The organism is Aeromonas sp. ASNIH7 (genome assembly GCF_002903485.1).
Lineage (GTDB): Bacteria > Pseudomonadota > Gammaproteobacteria > Enterobacterales > Aeromonadaceae > Aeromonas > Aeromonas caviae.
Map to the genome: position 1 here is coordinate 3,037,501 of NZ_CP026226.1, position 21,613 is coordinate 3,059,113.

The following is a 21,613-nucleotide window of genomic DNA, read 5'->3' on the forward strand; positions in this document are numbered from 1 at the left end:
CAGCACTCTGCAAACACGAAAGTGGACGTATAGGGTGTGACACCTGCCCGGTGCCGGAAGGTTAATTGATGGGGTTAGCGCAAGCGAAGCTCTTGATCGAAGCCCCGGTAAACGGCGGCCGTAACTATAACGGTCCTAAGGTAGCGAAATTCCTTGTCGGGTAAGTTCCGACCTGCACGAATGGTGTAACCATGGCCATGCTGTCTCCACCCGAGACTCAGTGAAATCGAATTCGCCGTGAAGATGCGGTGTACCCGCGGCTAGACGGAAAGACCCCGTGAACCTTTACTACAGCTTGGCACTGAACATTGAACCTACATGTGTAGGATAGGTGGGAGGCTTTGAAGGCGTGACGCCAGTTGCGCTGGAGCCGTCCTTGAAATACCACCCTTGTATGTTTGATGTTCTAACGCAGGGCCCTGAATCGGGCTCGCGGACAGTGCCTGGTGGGTAGTTTGACTGGGGCGGTCTCCTCCCAAAGAGTAACGGAGGAGCACGAAGGTTGGCTAATCCTGGTCGGACATCAGGAGGTTAGTGCAATGGCATAAGCCAGCTTAACTGCGAGACGGACAGGTCGAGCAGGTACGAAAGTAGGTCATAGTGATCCGGTGGTTCTGAATGGAAGGGCCATCGCTCAACGGATAAAAGGTACTCCGGGGATAACAGGCTGATACCGCCCAAGAGTTCATATCGACGGCGGTGTTTGGCACCTCGATGTCGGCTCATCACATCCTGGGGCTGAAGTCGGTCCCAAGGGTATGGCTGTTCGCCATTTAAAGTGGTACGCGAGCTGGGTTCAGAACGTCGTGAGACAGTTCGGTCCCTATCTGCCGTGGGCGTTGGATGATTGAAGGGAGTTGCTCCTAGTACGAGAGGACCGGAGTGAACGAACCTCTGGTGTTCGGGTTGTCACGCCAGTGGCACTGCCCGGTAGCTAAGTTCGGAATCGATAACCGCTGAAAGCATCTAAGCGGGAAGCGAGCCCTGAGATGAGTCATCCCTGACCCCTTGAGGGTCCTAAAGGGCCGTTGGAGACCACAACGTTGATAGGTGGGGTGTGTAAGCGTAGCGATACGTTGAGCTAACCCATACTAATTACCCGTGAGGCTTAACCATACAACACCCAAGAAGTGTTTCTGGCCTTGTAGCGAATGAACGAATTACTTACATCAGCTTTCTCAGATTGAAGATTTTGCCTGGCGGCAATAGCGCAGTGGAACCACCTGACCCCATGCCGAACTCAGAAGTGAAACGCTGTAGCGCCGATGGTAGTGTGGCATTCGCCATGCGAGAGTAGGACACTGCCAGGCACCCAATACAAGAAACCCCGCTCATCTGAGCGGGGTTTTTTATTGCCTGAAATTTATTTTTTAGATAATAAGTCTGGTTAATGCGCAAAACACAGTCTATTGTATCGATAAACATTGTTATTCAGCCAGTATCACTGTCTTTCAAACGGCTCAATCTCTCTTTCTCACCAGGTTGAGCGTCAAGTATCTCCGGCTCAAGCGCTATTCCCTTCCTTGATAATCACTATCGCTGGAAACGGGAGTGACAAGTACCTCAGGATCCATAGACTGTTTCTTTCATGTACAAGGAGCTGTCTATGTTGGGGATCCACGATTTGGCGTTGTTTGTCGTTTCTGGCCTGCTGCTGAACATGATGCCTGGGCCTGACTCCCTGCTCATCATGCTGCGCAGCGGCTCCCAGGGATGGCGTGCAGGGTCCATGGCGGCATTGGGTATCGGGACAGGTACCATGGTACATGTGTTGGCTGCGGCGCTGGGACTGTCTGCCCTGTTGAGTGCCTCCGCCGAGCTGTTTGCCGTCATCAAGCTGATGGGGGCGCTCTATCTGGTCTATCTCGGCGTGTCCATGCTCTGGCAGAGGAGTGGCACTTCAACGTCTGTGGATGGGGCTGTGGCGCTGCCTGCGCTCTCTTATGGGCGCATCTTTCGGCAGGGGTTGCTCACCAATGTCCTCAATCCCAAGGTGGCGCTCTTCTTTCTCGCTTTTGTGCCCCAGTTCATCGATCCCGCTTCACCGCAAAAGGCGATGGCATTCATCGTGCTGGGCTGCATCTTCAATCTCAACGGCATGATCTGGTGCCATCTGCTGGCGTTTTCCACCGCGTTTGCAAGCCGCAAGGTGCGACTGCCCGCCCGGGTGGCCACCTGGCTGAATCGCGTGATGGGGGGGCTGTTCGTGGGGCTCGGTATCAAGCTGGCGGTGGAGTGAGCAGGTAAAAACCGGGCATAGAAAAAGGCGTATCCCATCGCTGGGATACGCCTTCGTCTGCACTGCAGCAGAATGACCGGGATCAGTTCATGCCGTAACGCTTGAGTTTCTTGCGCAGGGTGCCGCGGTTGATGCCCATCATTACGGCGGCGCGAGTCTGGTTGCCACGGGTGTACTGCATGATCACGTCCAGCATGGGAGCTTCGACTTCGGAGAGAACCATATCGTACAGATCAATCACTTCCTGACCGTTCAACTGGGCCAGGTAGTTACGCAGGGCCTGTTGCACAGAGTCACGCAGGGGGCGTTGGGTCGGCTCGGCAGCGTGATTGTGAGTAGTTGTTACCAATGCATCAGAAGTCAGGGTTTGTTCGAACATATTCGGTCGGCTCTTTAGTTATGCGTTAACCTAATCCATCGAAATACGCTTCGAGTGCCTCGAGTTGTGCGTCTGCACAATCCAGGGCATTGAAGTGCTTACGGAATTCTCGGCCCGCCTCTTCTTCATCCAGATACCAGCCCACGTGTTTACGGGCAATGCGCGCTCCCAGATAGGCACCGTAAAACTGGTGCAGATTGGTGACATGCTCGTTCATCAGGGTGCGAACCTCTTCCCTGTCGGGAGGCGGCAGCTTGGTGCCCGTTTCAAGAAAATGGCGGATTTCCCGGAAAATCCAGGGTCGTCCTTGCGCAGCACGGCCGATCATCACGGCGTCGACACCGGTATAGTCGAGGACATACCGGGCTTTCTCCGGGCTATCGATGTCGCCATTGGCGACAACAGGAATCGATACGGCCTGCTTAATCGCCCTGATAGTGTCGTACTCCGCTTCGCCCTTGTAGAGGCAGGCACGGGTACGACCATGCACGGCAAGGGCCGCGATACCGCAATCTTCGGCGATTCGGGCGATCTCCTCGCCATTGCGGTTATCCGGATCCCATCCTGTGCGGATCTTCAAGGTGACAGGTACTTCCACCGCATCCACCACGGCCCGGCAGATGGATCTGACCAGGTCTGGCTGACGCAGCAGGGCGGAACCTGCCAGCTTCTTATTCACTTTTTTTGCCGGACATCCCATGTTGATGTCGACGATCTGAGCGCCCTGCTCCACGTTGTAGCGGGCAGCAAACGCCATCATCTCGGGGTCGGCACCGGCAATCTGGACCGATCGCAAGCCGCCTTCAGCAGAGTGATCCATTCTCATCCGGGTTTTCTGGGTATCCCAGACATCCGGGTTGGCCAGCAGCATCTCGGAAACGGCCATACCGGCTCCCAAACGTAAACAAAGTTCACGAAATGGTCGGTCTGTTACACCGGCCATGGGGGCCACGATCAGGGGAGTTTCAAGCGTGTGGGGACCTATCTGCATTCCACGGTTACCATCGGCTTAGGGCGGCGTATATTACGCATTTTTTAGTCAGGAGAAAAGGTTAGTATTTGAGCGTCAGCCATTTTTTTCTGAAAAAAACGTCGCGCCAAGGCTTGCAAATTCAGGAGTGCTTGAAAATCGGACATATTGTCTGTGACCATGGTCAGGAGGGCGCGAGTGAGGGGGATGGTGATTTGTGAGTCTCCCTCTCAAGCCGGTTTAGGCTATGATAGCGGGCCTGAATTGAGCAAAGACTCTACACAATTTCATTACAAACGGATCGGGGATGTATGACGGTAAAGTTCATCAAGTCGCTCTGCCCATGCCTGCTGGGTATCGTGCTGGGGTCGGCTCAGGCGCAGACGGTCAGCTTTACCGAGGCCTGGAGCCGCGTCATCCAGCAGGATGACGGCTTGGCGGCAGAGCAGGCCGGGGTGGAGCGGGCCCAGCAACTGCGGGAGGCGGCCAAGGCAATGTACCTGCCCAAGGTGGATGTGGGGGCCAGCTATACCCATCTCGATCAGCCGATGGAGCTGGACATGCTGGATCTCAACCCCATCGCCAATCATCCGGAATTCGGCAAGGTGCTGGGGCCTGTGATGCAGGCACTCAACCTCAGCCCGAGCGATTTCGTCACCCCCCTCACCAAGCAGAACGTGGTGACCAGTTCGGTCAAGATGCTATGGCCGCTCTTTACCGGCGGGCGCATCGATGCGGCCCAGGATATTCGTCAGGCCCAGGTGAGCGAGGCTGAGCAGTTGCTGGTGCTCAAACAGCAGTCCACCTTCGAGAGCCTCTCCCAGACCTACTTCGGGGTGGTGCTGGCGGCGCAGGTGGTGCAGACCAAGCAGGAGATCGAGCAGGGACTGGCACACCATCTGGATCATGCCAAGAAGCTCGAAGCCCAGGGGCAGATCGCCAAGGTGGAGCGCCTTTCGGCCCAGTCTGCCTATGACAGGGCACGTATCGATACCCAGAAGGCCAGGCGCAGCCTGGAGATCGCCCAGCTGACGCTCGGCCACATGCTCAAGCTCAAGCAGGCTGAGCCCAATACCGCCCTCTTCATCAACGAAGGGATGCCAGCCTTGTCTCCCTTCGTGGAGGAGACCCTGTCGGTGCATCCCGGTCTCAAGCTGTTGACGGCCAAGAAGGATCAGGCCCAGGGGATGATCAAGCTGGAGAAGGGCAAATACGCCCCCGAGCTCTTCCTGTTCGGCAACTACAACCTCTATGAAGATGATTCCATTGTCTCCAAGACCACACCGGACTGGCTGGTTGGTGTCGGGGTCAGCATGCCGCTGGTGAGTCGTGATGGCCGCTCCGAGACGGTCCAGGCAGCCAAGAGCGCCGAACTCCAGGTCAACCTGCTGCAAGCCAAGACCCGCCAGGATCTGGAGCTGCTGGTCGAGAAGACCTGGCGCGAGGCTGCCCAGGGACTGGAGGAGTATCACTCTCTCTCCTCGACCCAGGCGCTGGCCGAGGAGAACGTGCGGTTGCGTGACAAGGCATTCGGTCAGGGGCTCTCCACTTCCCTCGATGTGGTCGATGCCCAGACCCAGCTTGCCGGGGTCAAGACCCAGCGCGCCGCCGCCGCCTATCAATACGTGATCTCTCTGGCCCGCCTGTTGGCACTCTCCGGTCAGATGAACAGTTTCAACCAGTATCAGCATGGCCAGGCGATCGAGGTGAACTCATGATCGCGCGCTCTTCCACTCCGTTATTCATGTCCGTTTCGACCGTCAAGGGTCGCCCGTTTGCCGAGGTGAATTCATGAGTCATCCCCCCATCAAGAAGAAGATGAGCCAGGGCAAGCCCTGGCTGCTGCCACTGGCGCTGGTATTGCTTGTGCTCTGGCTTGGCTGGCGCTTCTGGCTGGCCTATCAGCCGGAGCCGGTGCGTCTGCAGGGGCAGATAGAGGCGCAGCAGTATTCGGTCTCTTCCAAGGTGGCGGGCCGCATCGACGAGGTGCTGGTGAAGAAGGGGGATCAACTGGCCAGGGGCCAACTGGCGTTCACTCTGGCGAGCCCGGAGATCGAGGCCAAGCTGAGTCAGGCCAAGGCCGGGCAGGCCGCGGCGGGTGCCATGGCCGAAGAGGCCGAGAAGGGGGCGCGAGTGCAGCAGATCGCGGCCGCCAAGGATCAGTGGCAACAGGCCAAGGCGGCTGCCCTGCTTCATGGCAAAACCTACGAGCGCATTGCCAGCCTGCATCGGGATGGCGTGATGTCGCTGCAAAAGCGTGACGAGGCCTGGACGGCCTGGCAGGCGGCGAAGTACAGCGAGGGCATGGCCTGGCAGCAATACCAGATGGCACTGGAAGGGGCGCGGGAAGAGACCAAGATAGCGGCCCGCGAGCAGGCCAAGATGGCGGCTGGCGGAGTGGCGGAAGTGGAAGCCTATCTGGCCGATACCCGCATCGCCAGCCCCCACGAGGGGGAAGTTGCCCAGGTGCTGTTGCGTAGTGGCGAGCTGGCTCCCCAGGGCTTCCCTGTGGTGACCTTGCTCGACATGAAGGATGCCTGGGCCCAGTTCCATGTCCGTGAGGACCTCTTGCCAAGGTTCCCGGTCGGTACCGAGTTTGATGCCCGTATTCCCGGCCTGGGGGATCAGCTGGTGCGCTTCAAGGTGACCCATGTGGCCGTGATGGGGGATTTCGCCACCTGGCGTGCCACCGACACCCGCCAGGGGTTCGACATGAAAAGCTTCCAGGTGGAAGCGCGCCCCTTGCAGCCGGTTGACGGGCTGCGGGTCGGCATGAGCGTGCTGGTCGAGCTCTGATGGGGCGCGAATGGCGGTTGCTCTGGCAGGACCCGTTCGGCCGGGCGCTGGCGAGCTGGGTCCCCTTGGTGCTGATAGGGATCCTGTGCTGGATCTTTTCAGCCGGCCTGGCGCGGGATCTCAAGGTCGGTCTGGTGGATCTGGATCGCAGCACCCTCTCCCGACAACTGGCGCTCTCTCTCGATGGCTCCGCCGGGCTCAAGATAGCGCAGCAGTTTGACGCCATCGACGAGGGGGCCAGGGCGCTGCGTGGGGGAGACATCTATGCCCTGGTGGTGATCCCCCATCACCTGGAGCGGGATGCCCGCGAGGGGACCCAACCCAGGGTGACCGTGTTCAACAATGGCCAGTTCATCCTGATTGCCAAGCTGGTCAACTCCGCACTGGCCCAGGTGGTGGGAACTCTTAATGGCCAGGTGGGCGTGCTCTCGGCCATGGCCGACGGCAAGACGCTGCCCGGTGCCCTGGGACAATCCGTACCCATTGCGAGCCAGGTTACCGCGCTTTACAACATCAATTCCAGCTACGCCCAGTTTCTGCTGAGCGCCCTGCTGCCTGCGGTGTGGCAGATCCTGGTGGTGCTCTATGGCCTGAACGCCCTGGCCCGCACCGATCGCCTCGGGTTGGACTGGACCACCAGAGGGGTCTGGTTCGGCCTCTGGCGTACCCTGCTACCCCACGTGCTCATCGGCTGGGGGTGGGGTCTGGCGTGGAGTCTGCTGCTGTTCAAGGGGCTTGGGTACCCCATGCAAGGCAGTTGGCTGGTGCTGACGGCGGGGCTGGGACTGGCGTCGGCCGCTTGCGTCACCATGGGGGCCTTCTTCTACGCCATCATCCGGGATCCGGCGCGCGCTCTGTCGCTGGCGGGGGCTTACACGGCTCCCGGTTTCGCCTTTATGGGGGTCACCTTTCCGGTCAGCGCCATGGGGGATGTGGCCCAGTTCTGGCGCAGCCTGCTGCCCATCTCCCACTATGTGGAGCTGCAAATCGGGCAAACCAACTACGGTCAACCGTTGACGGCGGCCCTGCCCCAGCTCGGGGCCCTGCTGCTGTTTCTGCTGCCCCTGCTGCTGGTGGTACACCGCTACCGGACGCCGTCGGGCGCGGCCCTGCCCCATGAGGAGTCCAGGCCATGATGGGATTCTGGGATCTGGTGCGCCTTGAGCTGCGCACCCTCTTGGCGGATCGCGCCATCATGCTGACCCTGTTTGGCGGCGTCTTCTTCTACTCCTTCCTCTACCCCCAGCCCTACCTGCACCAATTGCCCAGGGAAGAGCCCGTGGTGGTGGTCAACGAGGATGGCAGCCAGCTCTCCCGCCAGCTGGAGTTTATGGCCGATGCCACGGCGCAGGTGAAACTGGTGGCCCGTGCCGGTTCGCTCGACGAGGCCCGCCAGATGATGCTGACCGGCAAGGCGAGCGGCATCTTGCACATTCCCCGCCACTTCTATCGGGATCTGATGCTGGGCAGGAGCGTGACCCTGGGTTATGCCGGGGATGCCTCCTACTTCCTGGTCTATGGCACCATTGCCGAAGGGCTGGCCCAGGCGGGGGGCACGCTTGCCGCCCAGGTGAAGGTGGCCAGGCTGTTGAGCCAGGGTGAGGCGCTGCCCCAGGCCGCCATGGGCTGGAACGCGGTGGCCCTCAATGTGCTGCCGGTATTCAACCCCACCATGGGCTATGTGAACTACGTGGTGCCTGCGGTATTCGTGCTGATCCTGCATCAGGTGTTGCTGATGGGGACCGGCATCCTGGGGGCGACCCAGAACCAGCGCAGCCGCCGTGGCGAGTCAGGCTACTGGCAACATGCTCCCGTGCCGGCCTTGTTGCTGGCCCGCACCCTGGTGGTGGGGGCTCTTTTCGTCCTTCCGGTGACCTACTTCTTCGGCTTCTGCTTCGATCACTACGGTATTGCCCGCACCGCTGTACCCGGCGAACTCTGGCTCTTTACCCTGCCGTTCCTGTTGGCCACCACCTGGCTCGGGATCGTGCTCGGCGCCCTGTTCACCCGCCGTGATCTACCGACCCAGGTGGTGCTTGTCTCCTCTTTGCCGCTGGTCTTCCTGGCCGGCTTTATCTGGCCCCTTGAGCTCATCCCGGCCCCCCTCAACTGGCTGGCCCAGTGGGCACCGAGCACGCCGGCCATCGAGGGATTCCTGCGCCTCAATCAGATGGGGGCCGACTTTGCCCAGGTCTCCCGCTACTGGTGGCAGTTGTGGGGACTGGCGCTGCTGTATGGCGCTCTGGCGTGCTGGTTGCTCCGCTGGCGTCAACCGTGCCTTGCAACGCGGCCGGATGATGGGGCGACAGCGTCTTCCACCGACTAGGCGCCTTGCAACAACACGGTCAGCCACTGGGCTGACCGTGTTGCCATTCACAGGGATCATGGCTGATTCAGACCCGGATCGCCGATGGCATAGATCTGGCCGCACGCCTCCTGGTCGGTGAGCAGTTGCAAACCCCGTATCGCCACATCCTGGCGCCTGACCAGGCCATGCCTCTCTAGCCCCTGGCTCAGGATGGCCTGACCCGTGGGCTCCCCATCCTGCAACCCTGCGGGGCGTAAAATGGTCCACGCCAGGGGGCTTGTCTGCAGCCAGCTTTCCGCCAGGCTCTTGAGGCGTACCTCGTGTCCGAAGGCGGCGCGAGCCCGCTCGGGCAGGTATTGCCAGCTGTCGCCACAACCGAGGGAGGTGACCAGCAGCAGGCGGCTGAGCCCGGCGCGCTCCATCTCGTCGATCACATGGCGGTTGCCCTGATAATCCACCGGTGCACTCTGGCGAAAGCTGCCGAGGGTGGAGACTACCCGGGCATCCCTGTCCGCCAAGCGGCAAGCCTGGGCCACGGCCTGGGGGTCCAGGGCATCCCCGATGACGACCTCGACTCCCAGGGTATGCAGCTCGCTGGCCATGTCGGCATGGCGCACCAGGGCAACGACCCTGTGGCCCAGTTGCAGTGCGTGGTCGGTGAAGGCGCGGCCCAGTCCTCGACTGGCACCGAAGATGAGTGTGGTTGGCATGACAGGCCCTCTCGAACAAAAGAGCAAGCCTAGAGCCTGGATGGCTCTCTGTAAATGAGAGTGGTTTTTATTTGTGAGGTGCAGGGGATATGAAGGGCCGGACATCAGGGACGCCGGCCCGACGGGATCAACCGTTGTAATGGCCGATGCTGGGACGGCGGCTGGGTCCGCTCAGGTGGATGTCCACCGGATTGAACGCCTTGATCGCCTCATAGCTGAAATCACCGATGGCCTGATGCAGGCTCTGGGGGCTGTGGTTGGTGATGATGATGACGCTTTTGGACAGGTTGCGACGACGGCGCAGCAGGTGGCCGAGGAAGCTGGACTGACTCTCGGCCATCTTGGCACGGTTGGCCGCCACCTCGTCGATGATCAGCAGGTCCACCTCTTCCAGGGCGCGGCGGTACTGGTTACGCTCCTCCTGATCCTGGATGACGTTGAAAAAGAGCCTGTCCACGATGGAGGCCCACTGCTGGAAGATCACCGACTTCTGGTGGCGCGCGATCAACTCGTGGGCCACGGCACCCGCCAGGGTGGATTTGCCGGTGCCGTAATCGCCGTAGATCAGCATGCAGCCCCCGCCGCTCTTCTCCCAGTGCTCGAAACCGCTGATGAAGTAGCGGGCTGTCTCGATGGGGTATTGCAGGGCCGGGTCACCGGAATCCATCTTGTCGAAGATCCAGTCCGGATTGAGGTCGGCCTGGGCGATCAGCTTCTGGATCCGCTCCTGGCGGGCGGCCTTCTGCAACTCGCGCACTTCGGCATTGGCCTTGGCGTCGTACTCCTTGCGCAGGGTCTCGTAGTCGTACTGGCTGCCGCCGGTTGCGGCCCGCAGTCGGAGAATACGTTGCTGCAGGCTGCTGACGTGACGCTTGAGCTCGGGATCATGAGCCCGTTGCTCCTGTCTTGCCTTGGCGATTTTCTGGCGTTTGGCCTCGATCTCTTCCAGTGCCTGGCGCATCGGGTCGTGCGGATCTGTCATGGAATTCTCCTTCTGCTAGGGCTGTGGCTGGATGGGCAGGGGGTCAATAGTGCACTTCGTGGCCGCCTGGTATCAATCATTCTCCGGCTCCTGAGCTTGTGCCAGCCGTTTGGCCTCATCGATCATCTCTTGCGCCCGGCGGCTCGGGCCAGCCTCTACCGGGGCTGGCGCGACCTGCTGGTACCCGGTGACCACGGTCGCCGGGCGGCGGGCGTAGCGCCGACTCTTGAGGGCCCGAATAAATTTCAACATCCACTGGTGCTGGGAGTCGAACACCTCGGGGCGGCCGAGCCAGTAGGCGATGAACTCCCCGAGATCCTCTTCGCTGTAGCTGGCATCGATCACCCCGCACAGGCGTGCGAGAGCAGGCAGTTCTTCGTCCGGACGCCACTGCAGGTGCATCTGGAACGGGCGTGCCGGCAGAGGGCTGCGCACCCGCTGGCTCAGCAACGGCAACTGGAAAGGGCACTGGTGGTAGTGCTCACTGTCAGCCTGGGCCTCGACCTGAAGCAGTTCGGCTTCCATCAGCTCGTCGAGCAGTTCGGTCAGCTGGCGAGCGTTGACCTGATAGCTGAAACCACCGGGATTGCCCGGATCGACGACAGCCAATGCCCGGCCAAGCTCGGGATAGTTGAGTCGGGCCAGCCGATTTTCCAGCACCAAGCGGCGCAGTTGCAGGGTATAGAGGCTGCGGGCCGGATGGGAGAGTCTGGGATGGGCGAGGGCGCTGTATTCGGCTGGCGTCATGGTCTGCTTCACGATCTGGAGTGGAGGGCATTATCCCTCATGGCGGTGCCTCATACAATTCATGGTGCCGACCTGCGAGATAACGGCTGCCGGGCGACGGTTGCCGACCATCTCTGCGCAAGGGGGCGATCAAAATAGTCGGACCATTTCAAACGCTTGGCAGATACCAAGGCCAGCCCGGCTCGCTGCTCGACAATATTGTGTGGCGGTATCCAGCGCCCATGATCTAGTCTTAATGCTCAAATAACCATTTGACTAATAAGAGCTTTGTCAAGATGTCAAAAGCCGGACTACGGATCTTGGTGGTAGAAGACGAAGCGGTTTTTCGCCACTCACTGGTATCTTATCTCGAGCACGACGGGGCCTGCGTCTTTCAGGCAGAAGACGGAATTGAGGGGCTCTCTGCCGCAGCGCTCTATCACCCCGATGTGGTGTTGTGTGATCTGAACATGCCGAACATGGATGGCCATGAGGTGATTGCCTGCCTTACCGCCCGCTATCCACAGGTGCCCGTCATCGTCATCTCCGGTCAGGATCAGATGGCTGCGATCGAGCGTGCGCTGCGGGCGGGGGCCAGGGACTTCTTCATCAAACCGGTGAATGACTATGAGCAGATCCGCCGCAGCATCGAGCAATGCCTGACAAACCTCGGGCATCAGAGCCAGCAGCTGGAACTGATGGAGCACATCGACTTCTTCCGTGGCCACGATCTGGCGAGCAGTCGGCTGCTCGCCTGGTTGGCGCCCCCTGGCATGCAGGAGTGGGGGCCCTGGCAGGTCACCTTTGCCGGCATGGGCAATCTCTTCATCCCGGATACCTTCAAACTGGACGACAAGCTGCTGGTACTGGTGATGGAATTGCCCATCCTCGGTGTGGATGCGGCCTTCTGTGGTGCCTTGGTGCGATCCCTGATGAACGGCCCCTATCGCCAATACCAGCAACAGGAGAGCCTGCTGTTGACCCAGCCACACCGATTGCTGGATTACCTCAATCTGCAACTGCTGGAGTCGGGCCTGCGTCACTCCTTTGCCATGGCGGCCCTGCTGTTCGATCAGGAAGATGGGCTGCTTTTTGCAAATGCCGGGCTCACCTCACCTCACTGGTTGATGCGTGCAGGGGGGTTGCCGCTCGGCTTGATGCGCAGCAGTCGCTACACGTTGCACAGGCGAAGCTGGCACGAGCCCTTTGATCTGCAGTTTCGCAGTGACAGCGGCAGCGCCCTGACGATGCAGGTTCGTCACCACTGACGCAGTGAAGTGAACACATGCAAACAGGGCGCCCATGGGCGCCCTGTTTGGTATCTGCTGTCCTGACCGGTCAAACGGTCGCGGAGTGCAGTTTCTGCTCTTGTTCTTCGGGCTCTTTGGCCGGGCCTTCGGCACCGTGCATCCAGTAGACCAAGCGGTTGGCCATGGTCAGCAGGATGAGGGCGCTGATCACGGCGGCCAGTGCGATGCCACCGAAGATGGCCATGGCACCGGATTCGCCGACGAAGGATCCGATGAAGCCGGCGGCATAGTTGGCCAGGGCCACGAAACCGAACCAGGCACCCATCATCAGGGAGGCCAGGCGCAGCGGAGCCAGCTTGGTCACCATGGAGAGACCGATGGGGGAGAGGCAGAGCTCACCCAGGGTATGGAACAGGTAGGCACCGACCAACCAGAACATGGAGGTCTTGACAGCCTGATCACCACCTTGCTCCAGCACGGCACCGATCATGAACAGGAAGCCGACGGCCAGGAATAGCAGGCCCATGGCGAATTTCACCGGGGAGTTCGGCTCTTTCTTGCCGAGCTTGATCCAGATGGCGGCCACGACAGGGGCCAGGGTGATGATGAAGAAGGGGTTCAGGGACTGGAACCAGGCGGTCGGCACTTCGAAGCTGCCGATCATGCGGTCGGTATACTCCTGGGCATACAGGTTCATCAGACCACCGGCCTGCTCGAAGCCGGCCCAGAAGATGATGGTGAACAGGCCCAGTACCAGGATCACCTTGATGCGATCCACTTCCTGTTTGGTCAGGGGCGCTTTTTGCTCCTTGGAGCGCTGCAGGGCGGCACGCTGGGCGGCGGGCACACGGCCGATGTCGCCAAGGAAACGCTGGGCCATGGTGGCCTGCACGACCAGGGAGAGCAGCATGCCGATACCGGCGCTGACGAAGGCGGCTTGCCAGCCATAGGCGGTGGCGGCGGCGCCGCAGATCACGCCGGCCAGGAGGGAGCCCAGGTTGATGCCCATGTAGAAGATGGTGAAGGCGCCGTCACGACGGTGATCCCCTTCTTTATACAGGTCGCCCACCATGGTGGAGATGTTCGGTTTGAACAGGCCGTTGCCCACGATCAGCAAGCCAAGGCCGGCATAGAAGACGGTGTTGACCATGTCAGGGAACATGGCGTGAGGCAGTGCCAGGGTAAACTGGCCGGCGGCCATCAGCACGGCACCGAACAGGATGGCACGGCGCTGGCCCAGGAAGGTATCTGCGAGCCAGCCGCCGATGATGGGAGTGATGTAGACCAGACCGGTATAGATGCCGTACAGCTTGAGGGCGTCGGCCTGGGTCCAGCCCATGCCACCGTTGGCGGTCAGGTCGGTCAGATAGAGGACGAGCACGGCACGCATGCCGTAATAGGAGAATCTCTCCCACAGTTCGGTACTAAAGAGCAAAAAAAGCCCTTTAGGGTGACCTAAAAAGGTCCCTTTGGACGGGTTATTCATTGGAACTTCCACCTGTGTCTTATATTTTTTTAGAAATTTTATGCAAGGGCTAGGAACAAGCCTTAATCCTTATAGAACAAGCGACTTTAAATTACAATATTATGATTTAGCGATATTTTATCTATCAATGGTTGAATATTTGTTTATAAAATGAAAAAGGGCATCGAATGATGCCCAGTTTTTTATTCTGCTTATCTTGTAAATATTCAGAGATTACAGCTCTTTGGCAAACTGCTTCAGCCAGCTGGTGAATTCTTTGCTGAGTTCCCGATGGCGCACGGCGTATTCCACATTGGCCTTCATGTAACCGAGCTTGCTGCCGCAATCGTGGCTGCGTCCCTTCATGAAGTAGGCATTGACCTGCTCCTTTTCCATCAGCATGGCGATGGCATCGGTCAGCTGGATCTCGTCGCCGGCGCCGGCCGGGGTTTTTTCCAGCAAGGGCCAGATATTGGCCGAGAGCACATAGCGACCGACCACGGCCAGGTTGGACGGGGCTTCATCCCGGGGCGGCTTCTCGACGATGGCCTGCATCGGCAGGGACATGCCTTCGCTCAGGGCTTCCCCCTTGATGTCGGCGATGCCGTATTTGTCCACTTCGCTCTCGGGGACGGCTTCCACCATGATCTGGCTGATCTGCTCCTCTTCGAACAGATGCACCATCTCCGCCAGGTTGTCCTGCTTCAGATCGCTGGCCACCTCGTCGATGAGCACATCCGGCAGCAGCACGGCGAAGGGTTGATCCCCGATGAGGGGGCGGGCACACAGTACTGCATGGCCCAGGCCTTTTGCTTCCCCTTGACGCACGTGCATGATGGTGACGTCTTTGGGACAGATGTGCTGAACCTCTTCCAGCAGTTGGCGCTTGACCCGCTTCTCCAGGGTCGCCTCCAGCTCGAAGCTCTTGTCGAAGTGGTTCTCGATGGAGTTCTTGCTTGAATGGGTCACCAGGATGATCTCCTTGATGCCGGCGGCGATGGCTTCGCGCACCACATACTGGATCAGCGGCTTGTCGACCACGGGCAGCATCTCCTTGGGGATGGCCTTGGTGGCGGGCAGCATGCGGGTACCCAGACCGGCAACGGGGAGAACGGCCTTGCGAACAACGAGCGGTGTCTTTTTCATGGAGTGAGTCCGAAGATACAAAGTGGGCTCATGATACCCGAAGAAAAATAGGGCAGCCACAGGCTGCCCTCGGGATGATAGGGATTCAAACCGGTTACTTGACGATAATCATGTCCCGGTTTGCTTCCAGCGTGGCAGGTCCGATGCCACTGACGTCCGCCAGTTGATCGACGGAGGTGAACTTGCCCTGCTTCTCCCTGTGGTCGATGATGGCCTGTGCCTTCTTCTCGCCAATGCCTTTCAGGGCGGTGAGCTCGCCGGCACTGGCGGTATTGAGATTGATCTTGCCGCTCTCCTTGACTTGGGTGGTGGCCACAGGCTTGGTCGCCGCCTTGTCGGCGGCCAGCAGAGGTTGGCTCAACAGGGGGAGGCAGCTCAGCAGCAGTGCGGCGATCAGGGTCTTCTTGTTCATGTTTCACATCCTTATGAATCTGCCTTAGTGGCATATTTATCATTAGCTGTGTTGCGCCACTTTTTGTCTGTCAGTTTTGACACTGTATAAGTCAGTGCAAACGGCTATAAGCCGAAGATACTCACTCGGTTACACTGACCAACCCTTTGAGCGAGAACTCTTTTCCATGTATCTACCCGCCATTTCCGAACTGGAGCCCATCGCCCGCGCCGCCGGTGAGGCCATCATGTCTATCTACAGTCAGCCCTTTGCGGTGGAGTACAAGCAGGACGAGAGCCCGCTGACGGCGGCGGACAAGGGGGCCCACGAGGTGATCGTTCAGGCGCTGGCGCGTCTCACTCCCGATATCCCGGTGTTGTCGGAAGAGTCCTCCCCCGAGGTGATGGCTGCGCGACTCGGCTGGCCCCGTTACTGGTTGGTGGATCCTTTGGATGGCACCAAGGAGTTTGTCTCCCGCAACGGCGAGTTCACGGTGAATATCGCCCTGATTGAACAGGGGACCCCGCGCTGGGGGCTGGTCTATGCCCCGGTACTGGACAAGCTCTGGTATGGGGGCAAGGGGATTGGCGCCTGGCGTGTGGCTGATGGCAGGCACGAGGCCATCCAGACCCGCCCTCATGACGCTGGGCAAGTGTGGCGCGTGGTGGGCAGTCGCAATCACCTGTCGCAGGAGACACTCGAGTATCTGGCCCGTTTTGGCGAACTGGAGCGGGGCGAGATCGAGCTGGTTTCCATGGGCAGCTCTCTCAAGTTTTGCATCATTGCCGAGGGGGAGGCCGAGCTTTACCCGCGGCTCGCACCGACCTGCGAGTGGGATACGGGGGCAGCTCAGGCGGTACTGGAAGGGGCGGGGGGCAGCGTCACCCAGCTCGATGGTTCGCCGCTTTGCTACAACAAGCCCGATATCCTCAATCCCTGGTTTGTGGCCAGGGCATGAGTCATCATCGGATACGAAAAGGCCGGACAGTGTCCGGCCTTTTTCTTGTCAGCCTCGATGGGCTCAGAAGACTTTCTTGAACGGTTTGATGGTCACTCTGGCGTAGACCCCTGCCGCAACATAGGGGTCCGCATCGGCCCAGGCCTGGGCGTCGGCCTGACTGGCAAAGTCGGCGATGACGGTGCTGCCGGTGAAGCCCGCATCGGCCGGATCCTCGGCATCGATGGCCGGGTTGGGGCCGGCCGTCAGCAGTCGGCCCTCATCCTGCAAGGCTTGCAGGCGGGCCAGGTGGGCAGGGCGTGCCAGCTTGCGCTGGGGCAGGCTGCCCGCGACATCTTCGGAGTAGATCAGATACCACATGGAACAATCCCTTTCTGGTTGCGGTTATTTTTTCTGTTCTGCGTTCTGCTCGGCCGGCATGTGGCGATAGAGATAGACGCCGCTGAGCAGGGTGAAGACCAGGGTCATGCCCAGCAGGCCGAACACCTTGAAGTTGACCCACATCTCCTGGGAGAGGTTGAAGGCCACGTAGAGGTTGAGCAGACCGCACAGGGTGAAGAAGCCGACCCAGCCGAGATTGACGTTGTCCCAGACCCGGTCGGGGGCTTGGAGCTCCTTGCCCAGCATCTGCTTGATGAGGTTCTTGCCAAAGCCATAGCGGCCGATGAGCAGGGCGAGGGCAAAGAGCACATTGATGACGGTCACCTTCCACTTGATAAAGGCATCGTCGTGGAAGAAGACGGTGAGGCCGCCGAAGAAACCGACCAGCACGAAGGTGAACAACTGCATCTTCTCGACCCGGCGATAGCGAAGCCAGCTGTACAGGAGTTGCAGGCCAGTGACGACCACCAGGGCGCCAGTGGCGGTGTAGATGTCGTAAAACTTGTAGACCGCGAAGAAGACGATCAGGGGGATGAACTCGATAAACTGCTTCATGCTGGGCTCTAACCTCAAAATTTCACTCAGTGTACCTGCCCGTCAGACAACGGCAAATGAATAGACCGTCCATTCTGCAGGCAGTTCCTTCCCGGGGCGGCGGGTTACTCGAACAGCTGGCTGGCAATCTGGTTGCCAAGGCGCACCTGATCGTCCAGCAATGCGTGTATGTCTGCTTCCTCGATGAGAGGGTTGAGCAGGACGGCGCGCAGCAGCGTGAGCGGTTGCTCGCCATAGCGGGAGACTGCGCGCTGGGTGCGTGAGACGAAGCTGTGCCCTTCGGCGCGCTGGGCTTTTTGCAGGGCGACGTTGAAGAGATTGATCTGTTCGTTGGCCGCCACATCGGGTACCTGACCTTGCAGGTGGGGCGGAATGCACCGGTAGGAGAGCAGGTTCATGACAGGTGCCGACATCAGCTCGAAGGCGGGGCTGGCGTCGATGAGCGCGGCCATTCGCCGCGCCCTGTCGTAGTTGGCGTCGATGAGTTGGGCATAACCCTGCTGCCCCAGCATCTGGAAGGCGGCATCCAGATAGAGCGCGTTGGCGGGACGGGTCCCCTCCAGAGTGAAACGCCCCTGATCGAAGGAGGTGGCGCGGATGGCGTAGGGAGCCTCGCGCTTCACCGTCATCATCAGGTCCGGTTGGCGGCAGAGCAGCATGCCGGTACCGAGCGGGACCAGCAACTGCTTGTGACCGTCAAGGGTAACGGTATCGGCGTGCTCTATCCCCGTAAGCAATCCCTGATAGCGGGGCGAGAAGAGGGTCGGGCCACCCCAGGCCGCGTCCACGTGGAAGTGGATTTGCTCGCGCCGGGCGATGGCGGCCAGTTCCGGCAGCGGGTCGACGGAGCCAAAATCCGTGCTGCCAGCCACGCCGACCAGCGCCAGCACCTTGAGCTTCTGCTCCCTGCATTGTTGAAGGGCCTGTTCCAGCGCCGCCAGACTGAGCCGGTTGTGCTCGTCTGTGTCGAGACGCCAGACGCTGCGACCCCCGAGTCCCAGCAGATCCATCCCCTTGTCGAAGGAGTAGTGCATCAGCCGCGATCCCAGAATGACGGCGCCGCGATAGCCCTGCTCGGCGAGGGCGAACAGGTTGTCGCCACAGGCCCGGTTGCGGGCCAGCCAGAGGGCGGTGACGTTGGCGATGGTACCGCCACTGGTCATGACACCGAGGGCTGCATCCTTGGCATGCATCTGGGCTGCATAGAAGGCGTCGTCCTCGCGGTAGACCAGACGGTGCAGCTTGGCCAGCACTTCCCGCTCCAGAAAGCTCAGCAAACGGGAGGACTCCATCTTCATCGGGTTCTGGTTGAGCATCACCAAGAGCCGGGAGAGCTCGGCGGTGAAGGCCGGCAGCGGTGCCGTCATGTGTCCCATGTAGCGGGGAGAGGTGAGGTGCGATGCCCCGGGTACCAGGGTGGTGAGCCGTGCCAGATAGTCCCGGGGAGAGATGCCGATGGCGGGCATGCACGACTGATCGAGCTGGTGGGTGAAGCTGCCCCGCTGATAGGGGGCCTGACTGTCGTCGGAATGATGGAAATGCTCCAGCAGGGCCGTCATGGCCTTGCCGAAATCAGGATCCGGTTGTGTAAACAGTTCAGTGAGCTTCATCGGGTTCTCCAGACCAGATTGTCGGGCAGACGCGGCCATCCGCATGGGCGGCGTCGGCGGCAGAGCATACACCAAAGGGGCGGGGGGCACAGCCATCTCTGGCCCTCCCTCTCTTCGCTCCTTTATTTTCAGCTAACACTTGTAGCCTGAAATGTCGGCCGCTAGAGTGGGCCGGTAATGGGTTGGAGGTAATGATGAATGTGACGGGGTACTCCCCACGGGAAGAGTGGGCGAATCGCCTCAGCCATGGGCTGGGGCTGCTGCTGGGCGGACTGGGACTGGTCTTGCTGCTGCACAAGGGGTGGGATCAGGGGCCCAGGGTACTGCTGAGCTACGGCGTCTACGGTGCCAGCCTGGTATTGCTCTATCTCGCCTCGACGCTCTACCACAGCGTGAGCTCGGTGGCGACCAGACGCTGGAGCAAGCTGTTCGATCACTGCGCCATCTATCTGCTGATCGCCGGCACTTATACCCCCTTCCTGCTGGTGGCGCTCGATACGCCGCTGGCGCAAGGACTGATGGTGGTGATCTGGGGGCTGGCCCTGGCGGGGGTCGTGTTCAAGCTGATCTTCATCAATCGCTTCAAGAAGGTGTCGCTATTTACCTATCTGATGCTGGGCTGGTTGTCGCTGGTGGTCATCTACCAGCTCTATCTGCATCTGGATGGTACCGGGCTCCTGCTGCTGGGGCTGGGTGGTCTCATCTACAGCCTGGGAGTGATCTTCTATGTGGCCAAGCGCATTCCCTACAACCACGCCATCTGGCACCTGTTTGTGCTGGGTGGCAGTCTGTGCCACTTCATGGCCATTTATGGCTATATCTGATGGCTAACCCTTAATTGGTATTTTTGTGCTCATGAAAGCCTGAATTCGTGCGGCACCCCACAGTTGCCCCCTTCGTTTGCTGACAAGCTAGTGCCAGTTCAGTTTGGAAAGGATGCAAACGATGAGTGAGATCGCGCTTTCCATCAGCATGCTGTCGCTGGTGGCAGTGCTGGGGCTCTGGCTGGGAAACTGGCGGGTCTATGGCGTGGGTTTGGGTATCGGCGGGGTGCTGTTCGGCGGCATCATAGTGGGCCACTTCGCCGGCTTGTCCGGCTTGAAGCTGGATGAGCAAACACTTCATTTTATTCAGGAATTCGGCCTGATCCTGTTCGTCTACACCATAGGCATCCAGGTCGGTCCCGGCTTCTTCTCCTCCTTGCGCAGTTCGGGCCTCAAGCTCAATGGCTTCGCGGCCCTGCTGGTTCTGCTCGGCTGCCTGGTGGCGGCAGCGTTGCACCAGCTGTTCGATGTACCGCTGCCGGTGATCCTCGGGGTCTTTTCCGGGGCCGTGACCAATACCCCGTCCCTGGGGGCTGGCCAGCAGATCCTGGCCGAGCTGGGGGCGGATCCTGGATCCACCGGCCTGATGGGGATGGGCTATGCGGTGGCCTACCCGTTCGGTATCTGCGGCATCCTGCTCACCATGTGGCTCATCCGTATGTTCTTCCACATCAAGATCGAGGAGGAGGCGGTCGCTTTCGAGCAGCAGGCAGGCAAGACCAAGGAGAGTCTGCAAACCATCAACATTGCCGTGCGCAATCCCAATATGCATGGCCTGATGCTCCGCGAGATCCCGAGTCTGGACGAGGCGGACGTCATCTGTTCCCGCCTCAAGCGTGGCGACGAGCTGATGGTGCCAAAGCCCGACTCGCGTATCGAACTTGGCGACCTGCTGCACCTGGTGGGGGAGCGCCATGCCCTGCACAAGGTGCTGCTGGTGCTTGGAGAGGAGGTAGACACCTCCCTCTCCACCCGCGGGACCGATCTGCGGGTTGAGCGGGTGGTGGTCACCAATGAGCAGGTGCTCGGCAAACGGATCCGCGATCTCGACATCAAGCAGAAATACGATGTGGTCATCTCGCGCCTTAATCGGGCCGGCATCGAGCTGGTGCCGACCAGTCAGACCAGTCTGCAGTTCGGTGACATCCTGAACCTGGTGGGGCGGCTCGATGCCATCGAGGCGGTCACCAGCGTGGTGGGCAACGTGCAGCAGAAACTGCAGCAGGTGCAGATGCTGCCCGTCTTCATCGGCATCGGGTTGGGAGTATTGCTCGGATCCATTCCCTTCTACCTGCCGGGATTCCCGGCGGCGCTCAAGCTGGGGCTGGCAGGGGGACCGCTGGTGGTGGCGCTCATCCTTTCTCGTATCGGCAGCATCGGCAAGCTCTACTGGTTCATGCCGCCGAGCGCCAACCTGGCGCTGCGGGAAATAGGCATAGTGCTCTTTCTGGCGGTGGTGGGGTTCAAGTCCGGGGCCGGCTTCATCGACACCCTGATCAACGGCGACGGTCCCGCATGGATGATGTACGGTGTGGCAATCACCCTGATCCCGCTGCTGCTGGTGGGTGTGCTGGCACGCCATTATGGCAAGCTCAACTACCTCACGCTGTGCGGTCTGCTGGCCGGCTCGATGACGGATCCTCCCGCTCTGGCATTTGCCAACGGCATGCACCCCACCAGTGGTGCCAGCGCACTCTCTTACGCGACCGTCTACCCCCTGGTGATGTTCCTGCGGATCATCTCGCCCCAGCTGCTGGCCATCCTGCTCTGGGCCGGTGTCTGACACCTCACGAGACGGGAGCCGATGAGGCTCCCGTCTTCGTTTTGTCACAATTGATGCTATTGATTTAATTAATTTTATTTATCTTCTGCGTCCCTTCGTTTTCGCCCCGAAACCCGGCTTCATTTCGGTCTGTTCATTCG

At 60.1% G+C, this 21,613-nt stretch carries 20 protein-coding genes and 2 rRNA genes (1 of these 22 cut by a window edge); 11 read left to right on the forward strand and 11 right to left on the reverse strand.

Annotated features, from left to right (window positions below):
- The 3 genes from C2U47_RS14300 to C2U47_RS14310 all read left to right on the forward strand — a co-directional run.
- Positions 1–1,116: ribosomal RNA gene (locus C2U47_RS14300) — 23S ribosomal RNA — on the forward strand; it begins 1,773 nt to the left of the window's first position.
- A gap of 79 nt (positions 1,117–1,195) precedes the next feature.
- Positions 1,196–1,310: ribosomal RNA gene (gene rrf, locus C2U47_RS14305) — 5S ribosomal RNA — on the forward strand.
- Positions 1,311–1,606: 296 nt separating this feature from the next.
- Entirely contained in the window at positions 1,607–2,239 is a 633-nt protein-coding gene (locus C2U47_RS14310) for a LysE family translocator (RefSeq protein ID WP_043156049.1), read from the forward strand.
- An 82-nt stretch (positions 2,240–2,321) separates the two neighbouring features.
- Here the strand turns inward: C2U47_RS14310 and fis are convergent, their stop codons facing one another.
- Together fis and dusB are read right to left on the reverse strand one after the other, a co-directional pair.
- On the reverse strand, positions 2,322–2,618 hold the full coding sequence (gene fis, locus C2U47_RS14315) for a DNA-binding transcriptional regulator Fis (protein ID WP_005309538.1): 297 nt from the start codon (positions 2,616–2,618) through the stop codon (positions 2,322–2,324).
- A 25-nt stretch (positions 2,619–2,643) separates the two neighbouring features.
- Complete coding sequence (gene dusB, locus C2U47_RS14320) at positions 2,644–3,609, reverse strand: tRNA dihydrouridine synthase DusB (RefSeq protein ID WP_010675552.1); 966 nt, start codon at positions 3,607–3,609, stop codon at positions 2,644–2,646.
- Between the two features lie 290 nt (positions 3,610–3,899).
- Here dusB and C2U47_RS14325 point away from each other — a divergent pair, with 290 nt between their 5' ends.
- From C2U47_RS14325 to C2U47_RS14340, 4 genes are all read left to right on the forward strand, one after another.
- On the forward strand, positions 3,900–5,306 hold the full coding sequence (locus tag C2U47_RS14325; RefSeq protein WP_043156047.1) for a TolC family protein: 1,407 nt from the start codon (positions 3,900–3,902) through the stop codon (positions 5,304–5,306).
- A 73-nt stretch (positions 5,307–5,379) separates the two neighbouring features.
- Positions 5,380–6,384 carry an HlyD family secretion protein gene (locus C2U47_RS14330; RefSeq protein WP_080767988.1) on the forward strand — a complete coding sequence of 335 codons (1,005 nt, stop codon included), beginning with the start codon at positions 5,380–5,382 and terminating at the stop codon, positions 6,382–6,384.
- Entirely contained in the window at positions 6,384–7,520 is a 1,137-nt protein-coding gene (locus tag C2U47_RS14335; RefSeq protein ID WP_043156045.1) for an ABC transporter permease, read from the forward strand. The genes C2U47_RS14330 and C2U47_RS14335 overlap by 1 nt, the downstream gene beginning before the upstream one ends.
- Positions 7,517–8,710 carry an ABC transporter permease gene (locus C2U47_RS14340; RefSeq protein WP_010675548.1) on the forward strand — a complete coding sequence of 398 codons (1,194 nt, stop codon included), beginning with the start codon at positions 7,517–7,519 and terminating at the stop codon, positions 8,708–8,710. The genes C2U47_RS14335 and C2U47_RS14340 overlap by 4 nt, the downstream gene beginning before the upstream one ends.
- A 56-nt stretch (positions 8,711–8,766) precedes the next feature.
- Here the strand turns inward: C2U47_RS14340 and C2U47_RS14345 are convergent, their stop codons facing one another.
- The 3 genes from C2U47_RS14345 to C2U47_RS14355 all read right to left on the reverse strand — a co-directional run bounded on the left by C2U47_RS14345 (position 8,767) and on the right by C2U47_RS14355 (position 11,131).
- Positions 8,767–9,402: an SDR family oxidoreductase gene (locus C2U47_RS14345; RefSeq protein WP_010675547.1), complete on the reverse strand. Its 636-nt coding sequence runs from the start codon at positions 9,400–9,402 to the stop codon at positions 8,767–8,769.
- A gap of 127 nt (positions 9,403–9,529) precedes the next feature.
- Entirely contained in the window at positions 9,530–10,384 is an 855-nt protein-coding gene (locus tag C2U47_RS14350; protein WP_010675546.1) for a DnaA ATPase domain-containing protein, read from the reverse strand.
- Positions 10,385–10,456: 72 nt separating this feature from the next.
- The gene (locus tag C2U47_RS14355; protein WP_039041329.1) at positions 10,457–11,131 is read right to left on the reverse strand and encodes a DnaT-like ssDNA-binding domain-containing protein; all 675 of its coding nucleotides are present in this window, start codon (positions 11,129–11,131) and stop codon (positions 10,457–10,459) included.
- Between the two features lie 275 nt (positions 11,132–11,406).
- On the opposite strand from C2U47_RS14355, the gene C2U47_RS14360 reads away from it, so the two are divergent.
- Positions 11,407–12,378, forward strand: coding sequence for a response regulator (locus C2U47_RS14360; protein WP_029314797.1), 972 nt, complete (start codon positions 11,407–11,409; stop codon positions 12,376–12,378).
- A 70-nt stretch (positions 12,379–12,448) separates the two neighbouring features.
- On the opposite strand, the gene C2U47_RS14365 is transcribed toward C2U47_RS14360, so the two are convergent.
- From C2U47_RS14365 to C2U47_RS14375, 3 genes are all read right to left on the reverse strand, one after another.
- Entirely contained in the window at positions 12,449–13,846 is a 1,398-nt protein-coding gene (locus C2U47_RS14365) for a peptide MFS transporter (protein ID WP_029314796.1), read from the reverse strand.
- A 213-nt stretch (positions 13,847–14,059) separates the two neighbouring features.
- On the reverse strand, positions 14,060–14,971 hold the full coding sequence (galU, locus tag C2U47_RS14370; protein ID WP_010675542.1) for a UTP--glucose-1-phosphate uridylyltransferase GalU: 912 nt from the start codon (positions 14,969–14,971) through the stop codon (positions 14,060–14,062).
- A 94-nt stretch (positions 14,972–15,065) separates the two neighbouring features.
- Positions 15,066–15,383 (reverse strand): ComEA family DNA-binding protein, encoded by a 318-nt coding sequence (locus C2U47_RS14375; RefSeq protein WP_010675541.1) that lies wholly within the window; start codon positions 15,381–15,383, stop codon positions 15,066–15,068.
- A gap of 166 nt (positions 15,384–15,549) precedes the next feature.
- Here C2U47_RS14375 and cysQ point away from each other — a divergent pair, with 166 nt between their 5' ends.
- Positions 15,550–16,320: a 3'(2'),5'-bisphosphate nucleotidase CysQ gene (gene cysQ, locus C2U47_RS14380; RefSeq protein ID WP_010675540.1), complete on the forward strand. Its 771-nt coding sequence runs from the start codon at positions 15,550–15,552 to the stop codon at positions 16,318–16,320.
- A gap of 63 nt (positions 16,321–16,383) precedes the next feature.
- On the opposite strand, the gene C2U47_RS14385 is transcribed toward cysQ, so the two are convergent.
- The 3 genes from C2U47_RS14385 to C2U47_RS14395 all read right to left on the reverse strand — a co-directional run bounded on the left by C2U47_RS14385 (position 16,384) and on the right by C2U47_RS14395 (position 18,866).
- A complete protein-coding gene (locus tag C2U47_RS14385) occupies positions 16,384–16,680 on the reverse strand; it encodes a YciI family protein (protein ID WP_010675539.1) in 297 nt (98 codons plus the stop codon).
- A 24-nt stretch (positions 16,681–16,704) separates the two neighbouring features.
- On the reverse strand, positions 16,705–17,256 hold the full coding sequence (locus C2U47_RS14390; RefSeq protein ID WP_010675538.1) for a septation protein A: 552 nt from the start codon (positions 17,254–17,256) through the stop codon (positions 16,705–16,707).
- A 104-nt stretch (positions 17,257–17,360) separates the two neighbouring features.
- The gene (locus C2U47_RS14395) at positions 17,361–18,866 is read right to left on the reverse strand and encodes an aminotransferase class V-fold PLP-dependent enzyme (protein ID WP_010675537.1); all 1,506 of its coding nucleotides are present in this window, start codon (positions 18,864–18,866) and stop codon (positions 17,361–17,363) included.
- A gap of 191 nt (positions 18,867–19,057) precedes the next feature.
- Between C2U47_RS14395 and trhA the strand changes: the two genes are divergently transcribed.
- A complete protein-coding gene (gene trhA / locus C2U47_RS14400; RefSeq protein WP_029314795.1) occupies positions 19,058–19,690 on the forward strand; it encodes a PAQR family membrane homeostasis protein TrhA in 633 nt (210 codons plus the stop codon).
- Between the two features lie 121 nt (positions 19,691–19,811).
- A complete protein-coding gene (locus C2U47_RS14405; protein WP_010675535.1) occupies positions 19,812–21,473 on the forward strand; it encodes a putative transporter in 1,662 nt (553 codons plus the stop codon).
- Positions 21,474–21,613 lie beyond the last annotated feature (140 nt).